This is a genomic window from Moraxella sp. CTOTU47579 (assembly GCF_032004885.1).
Classification (GTDB): domain Bacteria; phylum Pseudomonadota; class Gammaproteobacteria; order Pseudomonadales; family Moraxellaceae; genus Faucicola; species Faucicola tetraodonis.
Map to the genome: position 1 here is coordinate 1 of NZ_DALZOJ010000029.1, position 9,415 is coordinate 9,415.

The following is a 9,415-nucleotide window of genomic DNA, read 5'->3' on the forward strand; positions in this document are numbered from 1 at the left end:
TTGTATTATACCAATTTAATGAACTTTTGTGTGTTTATTCGTGCAAAGGTTTCTAAAAGCTATTTAATTGCTGTTATTTAATTGCTAAGGCAATGCTGCGACATTTTGCCGCATTTATTTATGCCAAAATAAGCGTATAATGGTTTTTTTAACTTAATTCTTTTGTTTACGCCAAGTAATGGGGATGCACGATGCAAAGCATGTATTTTTTGATTCCTATTAGTCTAGTGCTATTTGTATTGGGTATTTTTGCCATTTATTACGCCATCAAATCACGCCAATTTGACGATTTGGACAATGAATCTCAGCGGGTCATTTTAGATGACAGACAATTTCGCCGCGAACAATTGGGGCAAAATCCCGCCAAACCTTCATCTTCTCAGCCCCCAAAAACACAAGACCCTACTGACGAGCAAAAATAACGCGTTGGTGTTATCTTTCTTCCTGCTGATTTGTTTCTATTGATTTATTTACGTCTTGCAAAAATTTTTAGACTTTTTTGGAGCATTTTATGACCTGGGCATTATTTTTGGCAGCGTTTAGCATGGGATTGTTTGGCTCACCGCACTGCCTGGGGATGTGCGGTGGCATTGTGACGGCTTTTGGGCTGTCTATGCAGCATGTATCGGACAGCAAAAAAAATGGCTTGATTTTGACGTATCATTTGGGACGCCTCATCAGTTATTCCTTGCTTGGATTGATTGCCAGTCTTGTTGGGGTGGCAATCTTTCAATCCATTATGAGCAACAGTGCGCCAAGAATTGTACTGGGTGCGGTATTGGTGTTGATTGGGCTTGCGATGCTTGGGTTACCGCTGTTTAATCAGTTAGAAAAAGTAGGGATGCGCTTTTGGCAATCGCTCGCCCCGATACGCAAAAAAGTGTTTCCGATTGATAGTTTTGGTAAAGCCTTGTTTGCTGGCCTGCTTTGGGGATTTTTGCCGTGTGGATTGGTGTATGGTGCGCTCATGATGGCGATTGCTGGCAACAACGTCGCTACAGGGGCGGCTCTAATGTTTGTATTTGGGCTAGGTACCATGCCGATGTTGATTGCCACGCAAAAAACTGTGGGGATGCTACAGTCGAGTATTAAAAATTTTCGCCTTCGCCAAATTAATGGGGTGATTATGATGTTGTCTGGACTTGCGGTGATTTTTATCCCGATGATGATGCACCATAATCATAGCCACGGTTCACATAATCATGTCAGTCATGCCATGAATGAGACGAGTATGCACCACGATATGTCGACGATGAATCATTCTGCGTCTAATCCTGCTTCTATGCCAGCTTCGACTACCATGCCTATGAACCATAATATGAGTGATGATATGAACCATAATCATAACATGAATCACGACATGCACAATATGCAGGATATGGATAAGCACCATGAGGTGGCGATGCCTGCCAGTACCAGTCCCTAATCACTAGTTACTAGTTACTAGTCAGTAATCATTCATTTATATTGCCCAAAAAAAACAAACCTCTTAATCGGTATATTAAGAGGTTATCGGTTACGAATTTTTAGGTTTTACGCTTAACTTGCAGTTTACATTTCTACCGCGTCATCGCCTTCGTCAAGATAGATGATATCGGTTTCATATTCAAACGCTTCATTTAACATATCTAACATTTTTTACTCCTATCCTTCTTTATCCAATGATTATGGATTTTTTATTCATTTTAAGGCTTTTGCCATTTTTTAGTTGTTTACTTACTATTTTACGTTATCAATGCAACTTCATAACGTCATGATATTTAACGTGAGTTTGATGACATTAGCATGAAATTCATGTGACAGGAATATGAATTTACAAAAAATTACTTTTATTGAAGAATAATCCAGCTACCGAGCAGGTTTGTCGAGGTCGCTAAGTAGTTTTGGCACGCTTTTGAGTCGCTGTTGCTGTTCGTCATAGGCTTGTTTTTGGACGCGGTAAATTTCATACACGCACAATTCTTCGCAGCCGTTGTTGCAACATTCCCAATCTTCAGGATAGGTAGGTTCTTCAATCAGGCGCTCGCCATTAGGTAATTGATTTTCCATCATTTTCTAAATCTTCTTTTTCGCTATAACACGCTTATGATGAGCCAATAATTATTTATTATCAGGTCATCATCACGTTTTTAAAGATAATTTCTCTATAAGATTCTTCACCGCATCAATCCGTCCTTCTGGTGTGGCAAGGGCTTTGTCGTCCATCATTTTTAGCCCTGTCGCGCCATTCATTTTAAATTTTTTCGGATTCGATTGAATAAGCCCAATAATGGTAATGGCTTCTACAGGGGTGCTGGGTGAAAACTCAAAGGTGACTTGGCGCTCATTGCCATCAATTTTGCTAATCTCCAGCGCTTCAGCCATTAAGCGGATTTGGTGAATGGCAAATAGATTTTTGGTCGGCTCGGGCAAACTGCCAAAACGGTCTAGCATTTCGCTGCGGATACTAATTAGGCTGTCATAGTCTTCAGCATTGGCAATTTTTTTATAAAACAATAGCCGCTGATGGACATCACCCAGATAATCTTCAGGAATGAGTGCCGACAAATGCAGATTAATGTCACTGGTTAGCGATAATGGGGTGTTCAAATCAGGTTGTTTACCTGCTTTGATGGCCTTGGTGGCACGGTTTAGCATATCCATATACAGGTTAAAACCAACCGCTTGCATATTACCACTTTGGTTTTTGCCCAGCAGCTCACCCGCCCCACGAATCTCAAGGTCTTCACTGGCAAGCATAAAGCCTGCCCCCAATGTATTGGCACGGCTGATGGCATCAAGCCGCTTTTGTGCATCGCTGGTCAAGCCTTTAATCGAAGGCACAAGCAGATAACAGTAAGCTTGGTGGTGACTACGCCCAACGCGGCCGCGCAGTTGGTGAAGCTGGGCTAGCCCGAATTTATCGGCACGGTTAATGATAATGGTATTGGCATTGGGGATATCAATGCCTGTTTCGATGATGGTGGTACACACCAGCACATTGTGTCTTTTGTGGTAAAACGATTGCATGATTTGCTCAAGCTCTCGTTCTTTCATCTGACCGTGAGCCACTGCCACCCGAGATTCGGGCACAAGCTCTCGCACGGTTTCTGCCATGCGCTCAATACTTGCCACATCGTTATGCAGTAAAAACACCTGTCCGCCACGCAATAATTCACGCAAAATCGCTTCTTTGAGTAAGTTATCAGACTTTTGCATGACAAAGGTTTTAATTGCCAACCGCCTTGCCGGGGGCGTGGCAATAATCGACATGTTGCGCATACCCGATAACGCCATGTTCAGCGTGCGCGGAATGGGTGTCGCGGTCATCGATAGTACATCGACATCCGATTGCATGGCTTTGATACGCTCTTTATCTCGGACGCCAAAACGGTGCTCCTCATCGACAATCATCAGACCTAAGTTGGCAAACTTGACATCTTCTTGCAAAATACGGTGGGTACCGATAACGATATCAATTTTACCTTCGGCTAAGCCTTTGAGAATCGCATCGTGCTGTTTTTTGGTGCCAAAGCGCGACAGGCTTTCAATACGAATGGGCCAATCGGCAAATCTATCCAAAAAGTTGTCTTCGTGTTGCCCAGCAAGCAGCGTCGTTGGTACTAGCACTGCCACTTGATACCCTGCTTGCACCGCAATAAAAGCGGCACGCATTGCCACTTCGGTTTTACCAAAACCGACATCGCCGCACACCAGCCTGTCCATGGGTTTATTTTGCTTCATATCAAACTTAACCGCTTCAATGGCATTGGCTTGATCAGGCGTTTCTTCAAACGCAAATTGACTGGCAAATAAGTCATATTGGATTTGGTCAATTGGGAAGTTAATGCCCACTTTGGCATCACGGCGGGCTTGCACGTTGAGCAGTTCCGCCGCCACATCATGAATTTGGCTGAGTGCTTTGGCTTTGGCTTTATCCCATTTACCGCTACCTATGGTATGAAGCGGTGCGGTTGACGAGTCGCCACCCGCATAACGGCTGATAAGCTGCAGATTTGCCACAGGCACATACACACTGGCATCATCTGCATAGGTAAGATGGATGAATTCTTGCAATTGTCTATCAATCTCAAGGGTAATCAAGCCTTGATAACGCCCAACGCCAAAATCAATATGCACCACAGGGTCGCCGATGTTAAGCTCACTGACTGATTTAACCAAAAATTCATCAGACACATCGCTTTGGCGACGGCGGCGAGTCTGTAACACCTGCCGTCCAAACAACTGGGTTTCTGAGAGAATCGCAAACTTATCGGGGAGTAACGCACCTCGTTCAATCGGTGCAATGGTCAAGGCAATCGCATTACTATGCGCCTCATCCATGTTTGCAAGAAAATCGGTCAATCCTGAAACACTTTGCAAATTAAAGCGTTTTTGCAACAGCTCCGATAAAATCTCACGGCGACCCGCAGTTTCGGCAACCAATAATATCGGTTTAGCAAACTGCTCGCGAAATGCAATCAGTCTTTGTAGTGGCTGAGCAAGTTTGTGGTCAACGGTTAAATCAGGTGGTGTGTCAACCACTGCGTTGATTGCCCCTGCTTTGGTCTCATCAATTGGTTGTTCGCTGGTGATAATGCGAGGATATTGGGCAATTTTTTCGTTAAAAATATGTTCTGCCAGATACAAATCTTGCGGTGCCACAATAGGTTTTTCGATATCGTGCCTGCGGTCATTGTAGCGAGTTTGGATTTGTTGCCAAAAATTTTGGTAAGCCGTGTCTATTTGATTATCGACGATAAACAAGCTATCTTTGGGCAAATAACTAAAAAAATCCGAGCCATTTTGCCAAGTATCCGTGTCAAAAAATAATGGCTGATAATACTCCACCCCCGCGGGTGCAATGCCGTTCATCACATCGTTAAACAGCTCAAAACGGCGGGCGGATGTGTTGGCAAAGGTGCTAGCAAAATTGGCGCGAAACGTTTCTTTACCCTCATCCAGGGGAAATTCTCGCGCAGGTAAAATCTGAAAGCTGGTGATTTTACCGATGGTTTCAGCCGATTTTTTTTGACTATTCATGAACTTGACATATTGATGGGGGTCACTGTCTTTTAATTCGTCCAAATCCGCTTGGGTCAAGCTACGCTGGGTTTGCGGGTTAAAAAAACGGATACTCTCAATCTCATCATCAAACAAATCAATGCGCACTGGAAACGGCTGACCAATGGCAAACAAATCAATCACGCTACCACGCACAGCAAATTCCCCAGGCTCAAAGACATTATCTACCGCATGATAGCCCGCAGTCGCCAGTTTTCGACGTTCGGTTGCCACATCGAAGGTGTCACCCACTGACAAATCAAAGTGTTGCCCCAATAGCCATGAGGCAGGGGCGACGCGGTGCATTAAGGTCTGCACGGAAATCAGTAAAATACCATCAGTTGGCATATGGGTAAGCAAATGAATCCGCTCAGAGACAATGTCATGGTGCGGTGACAACTCGTCATAGGTAAGCGTTTCCCAATCAGGAAACACATGGGCATCAACCCCACTAAATGCCAACTCTGTTTCAAGCTGATTGAGCTGATTTTGGTCACGGGTCACAACGACTTTTAGGCGGTTTTGCTGACCACTATCGCTACTGGTGAGGCTGGCAAGCCATAAGGCTTGGGCCATGCCTTGTAAATTGCCCAGCCATTTTTTGTCATGCTTAGCATTGTCAAACAACGATTGGTTAAGGCGAAAGGAAAGATGGGACAGGGGGTGTGTAACATTCGTCATTGGTATAGGTCTTTTGGTTATCGGACTTTTGGTTATAAGTCTTTTGATTAAGAAGGGCGAAAAATAATGACGTTATTGTGGGGGTTTTTGCTGAAAAATTAAAGCTAAAATAGCAGTGTTTTAGCAGACTTTTTGGCAATAACACTTTATCCCTGCAATGCAGCAATCTAGCGTTTTTACCAAAGTGATATGCAAAAAAACACCGCCAATTTGACGGTGCTTTTTTGTCAAGCTGACGTTATTTTTTGAGCGATTTAGTGATTTGCGCTTTGACAAATTTAGGATTTGAGTTACCCCAGTTGGCGTAGATTTCGGTAAAGAGTGTACCTGTAATATCTTCGATTTCCGACTGGGTGATTTCGGCACTACCTTGTTTACCAAAGATAACCACCTCATCGCCTGCTTTGACATCGGGGTAATCGGTGACATCGACCATAGTGGTATTCATCGAAATTTTGCCCAATGCAGGGACTTTATGACCATTAATTAAGACATGACCTTTGTTGGTAAAGGCGCGACGGTAGCCGTCTGAATAACCAAATGGTAAATTTGCCAAATAGCTATCTCGTGTCAAGGTATAAGTACGGTCATAGCCAACAGTTGAGCCTTTAGGATAGAAATTGACGCTAGCCACACGGCTTTTGAACGACATAATGTAGTTGAAATCTGGACGTTCATAGTAAGGCTCGCCAAACAAAATCCCTCCTGGACGCACCATATCAAACCAACCTTCTGGCACGTTCAGTGACACAAATGAGTTCGCCGCATGGATGGTGAGTTTTTTACGGTCGAGTTTGGCGGTTTTAATCAGCCAATCGGTGTTTTGTTTAAAACTAGCCAACCCTTTTTGTACATCGGCTTTATCTTCAACAGGAAAATGGGTCATGATACCGACGATGTGGAGATTTTTAAGCTTGGTAATTGCCAAAGCGTCTTGTTTAGATTTCTCAACGCTCAAATCCAAGCCGTTACGGTCCATGCCGCCGTCGTTGAGTGCCATATGAAAATTAATGACCACGCCCGCTGCTCGTGCGATATCACTGGCAGTTTGGGCTTGTTTAAGGGTACCAAATAACTCTTCGACATTGTATTTTAAGCCGTCTTCAATTTCTTGGTTGGTCGCCGTACGCACCCGCATCACTCGTCCTTTATAGCCGTGTTTGCGGGCGATACGGGCTTCTTCGTTACTGGCAATGCCGATACAAGGCACTTTATGCTCAATCACGGTAGGCATCAAATTATCAATGCCAAAGCCATACGCATCGGCTTTTAAAATCGCACAGATTTGGGATTTACCACCTAAATGCGCGCGCATCGCTTCAATATTATGCCCGTACGCTTCAGTATCTACTTCAAGCCAAGCGTTGGTATTGGCAAGATTAACAATATGAGGATTATCGCCAGCATACGTTAGCGCGGGCGCGGCTTGCGCGGGCGCAGCGTGATACATGACGGTGGCGATGGCAAGCGATAGCAGAGTTTGATGTAGTTTCATAATAATTCCCAAAATGATATGACAATAAAAAAATCAGAAAAAGTACGTGCTTTCATGCGCTGATATTAACGCAGTCAAGCCACATAAACAGTTAATATATCAACACTTGATGCGGGTTTTTAACCCACATAGTCTACTTTTTAGTTTAGTAGCTTAACTTAGCTCATTAAAGCAATGATGTCGTACTCACAATCATGCCATTATTATCTGCATACACATACATGCCAGAGTTGATAGTTAGACCGCCAAAGCTGATTTCGATATCCGTCTCGCCCACACCCTTGCGATTAGATTTGCGGGGAATGGCGCCGAGCGCTTGTACGCCAATTGGCATTTTGCCCATATCATCTACATCTCGCACACAGCCATAAACAATCACGCCAGCCCAGCCATTATCAACCGCACTTTGTGCAATCATATCACCCAGCAAGGCACAGCGCATTGATGCGCCACCGTCTACCACCAAAACTTTGCCATTGCCTTTCTCATCTTTGCCATACGTGGCTAACAGCTCTTTAACACGGCTATTGTCTTCAAAGCATTTGACGGTTACCACTTCACCGCCAAATTTTGTGTTACCGCCATAGCTAAAAAAGCGTTTGCCTTCCATGTTGGGTGCACAAACCTGACATTCTGGATTATCATCTAATAAATCGCAGGTAATAAAATTTTGTAACGTCATGTCGCTCATCATGGCTCCTTAAGTCAATCGTTTTTTGGGAAGGTTAGTTTCTAAACCGCGTCATCGCTAGCATTTCACCGTTACTGATAACTTGGGTTTTCTTGGCGGTATCGACGCTATTAGCACATTTTTCATAGGTATGTTTGATGTGCCAATTGTTGCTCACCAGCGCCATTGCCATCGCTACCCTATCGGCTTCTATGGGACGGACAGGCAGTTTTTTAGGCACAATAGGTTTGATGAGTTTATACGCCGTCTGCGCGATGGTTTCAAGTTTACGGTCATCGTGTTTGCCAAGCAGCAAAGAGGGACGAAAAATTGCCAATTCTTGAAAGCCTAAATTACCAATCGCCGTCTCAAGCTCACCTTTGACACGGTTATAAAAAAAGCGACTGTCGGCATTGGCGCCCATTGCCGATAACAAAAAAAACCGCTCTACGCCTTTTTGTTTGCAAGCTTTTGCAAATTCGACATTATAGGTAAAGTCGATTTGTCGAAAAGCCGCTTCACTACCCGCTTCCTTAATGGTGGTACCCAGACAGCTAAAAGCATCGGTGTCTTTACCAATCGACAGCGCAGACACAAATTCATGCATTTGATTAAAATCTTTAAGCTGGTAAAAATGCATCGAATCACTCAACCCTTTTGGCTGAGAGCGCGCAATGATAATGACTTTTTGATAGAGACTGCCAAGCTGAGTGAGTAATGAATTGCCTACCAACCCGGTTGCACCGATAATTAATGCTGTGCGCTGCATAAAACAATGACCTCAGTATGAATATTTTATGAGTTTTTAATGTCATTTTATTTAATCACAGATAATCAAAACTTTCACCTACAAATACGTTTTTTTCAGCGTTGGTGGGCATTGCGCGATGGTTTTTTGGTCAACAGACGAAATACGCTGAATAATCTGCCGAATAAGTTGTCATTGTAGCGTGAGTTTGCTAAAATAGCGGGCTTTAAATCCGCTTGATATCGTTAATTGTGTTTCCGTGTCTAGTGATTCAAGGATTCAAGCAACCCTAACTACCCGTGTCTGTAATAAGCGAATGGCTGCTCACTTACTAACAGATCGATTTATATTGCAAATCCAAGGAGATTTACGTGGCAAATTCTGCACAAGCTCGCAAACGCGCTCGTCAAAACGTTAAACGTCGTCAATTAAAAGCATCACAACGTTCTATGGTTCGTACTTTCATCAAACATGTGGTAAAAGCCGTTGAAGATAAAAACTACGAAGCAGCGACTGAAGCTTACAAAAAAGCAGTTCCAGTGATTGACCGTATTGCTGACAAAGGCGTGATTCACAAAAACAAAGCAGCACGTCATAAAAGCCGCTTAAACAAAGCAATTAAAGCCCTTAAAACTGCTTAATTGTTTGTTTAAAACTTAAAAAGCCAATTCATATTGAATTGGCTTTTTTATTGAGACTGATTTAGCTATAAAATTGATTTAGTGTAAGCATCCGACCAACCCCTATTGCATTTTCCAAACATGAGGCAGGAGCTCAT

The 9,415-nt window shown here is 43.5% G+C and carries 8 protein-coding genes; 3 read left to right on the top strand and 5 right to left on the bottom strand.

The window, feature by feature from the left end; genetic code table 11:
* Window positions 1–191: 191 nt before the first annotated feature.
* A complete protein-coding gene (ccoS, locus tag RTP55_RS10920) occupies window positions 192–422 on the top strand; it encodes a cbb3-type cytochrome oxidase assembly protein CcoS (RefSeq protein ID WP_096489036.1) in 231 nt (76 codons plus the stop codon).
* Window positions 423–511: 89 nt separating this feature from the next.
* A complete protein-coding gene (locus RTP55_RS10925) occupies window positions 512–1,426 on the top strand; it encodes a sulfite exporter TauE/SafE family protein (RefSeq protein WP_312386039.1) in 915 nt (304 codons plus the stop codon).
* Window positions 1,427–1,848: 422 nt separating this feature from the next.
* Here the strand turns inward: RTP55_RS10925 and RTP55_RS10930 are convergent, their stop codons facing one another.
* The 5 genes from RTP55_RS10930 to RTP55_RS10950 form a co-directional block, all read right to left on the bottom strand.
* Window positions 1,849–2,052: an oxidoreductase-like domain-containing protein gene (locus RTP55_RS10930; RefSeq protein ID WP_083106240.1), complete on the bottom strand. Its 204-nt coding sequence runs from the start codon at window positions 2,050–2,052 to the stop codon at window positions 1,849–1,851.
* A 69-nt stretch (window positions 2,053–2,121) separates the two neighbouring features.
* Window positions 2,122–5,724, bottom strand: a complete 3,603-nt coding sequence (gene mfd, locus RTP55_RS10935; protein WP_312386041.1) for a transcription-repair coupling factor — start codon at window positions 5,722–5,724, stop codon at window positions 2,122–2,124.
* A gap of 238 nt (window positions 5,725–5,962) precedes the next feature.
* A complete protein-coding gene (gene alr, locus RTP55_RS10940; protein WP_312386042.1) occupies window positions 5,963–7,219 on the bottom strand; it encodes an alanine racemase in 1,257 nt (418 codons plus the stop codon).
* 166 nt (window positions 7,220–7,385) lie between these two features.
* A complete protein-coding gene (gene rraA / locus RTP55_RS10945) occupies window positions 7,386–7,901 on the bottom strand; it encodes a ribonuclease E activity regulator RraA (protein WP_201666241.1) in 516 nt (171 codons plus the stop codon).
* Window positions 7,902–7,944: 43 nt separating this feature from the next.
* A complete protein-coding gene (locus RTP55_RS10950; RefSeq protein ID WP_312386045.1) occupies window positions 7,945–8,658 on the bottom strand; it encodes an NAD-dependent epimerase/dehydratase family protein in 714 nt (237 codons plus the stop codon).
* Between the two features lie 350 nt (window positions 8,659–9,008).
* On the opposite strand from RTP55_RS10950, the gene rpsT reads away from it, so the two are divergent.
* Window positions 9,009–9,278, top strand: coding sequence for a 30S ribosomal protein S20 (gene rpsT / locus RTP55_RS10955; RefSeq protein WP_007117302.1), 270 nt, complete (start codon window positions 9,009–9,011; stop codon window positions 9,276–9,278).
* The last annotated feature ends 137 nt before the right edge of the window (window positions 9,279–9,415 follow it).

Bases quoted from the DNA above. Each gene is read 5' to 3' on its own strand.
- ccoS (WP_096489036.1), top strand. From the start codon at position 192: ATGCAAAGCATGTATTTTTTGATTCCTATTAGTCTAGTGCTATTTGTA.
- RTP55_RS10925 (WP_312386039.1), top strand. From the start codon at position 512: ATGACCTGGGCATTATTTTTGGCAGCGTTTAGCATGGGATTGTTTGGC.
- RTP55_RS10930 (WP_083106240.1), bottom strand. From the start codon at position 2,052: ATGATGGAAAATCAATTACCTAATGGCGAGCGCCTGATTGAAGAACCT.
- mfd (WP_312386041.1), bottom strand. From the start codon at position 5,724: ATGACGAATGTTACACACCCCCTGTCCCATCTTTCCTTTCGCCTTAAC.
- alr (WP_312386042.1), bottom strand. From the start codon at position 7,219: ATGAAACTACATCAAACTCTGCTATCGCTTGCCATCGCCACCGTCATG.
- rraA (WP_201666241.1), bottom strand. From the start codon at position 7,901: ATGACGTTACAAAATTTTATTACCTGCGATTTATTAGATGATAATCCA.
- RTP55_RS10950 (WP_312386045.1), bottom strand. From the start codon at position 8,658: ATGCAGCGCACAGCATTAATTATCGGTGCAACCGGGTTGGTAGGCAAT.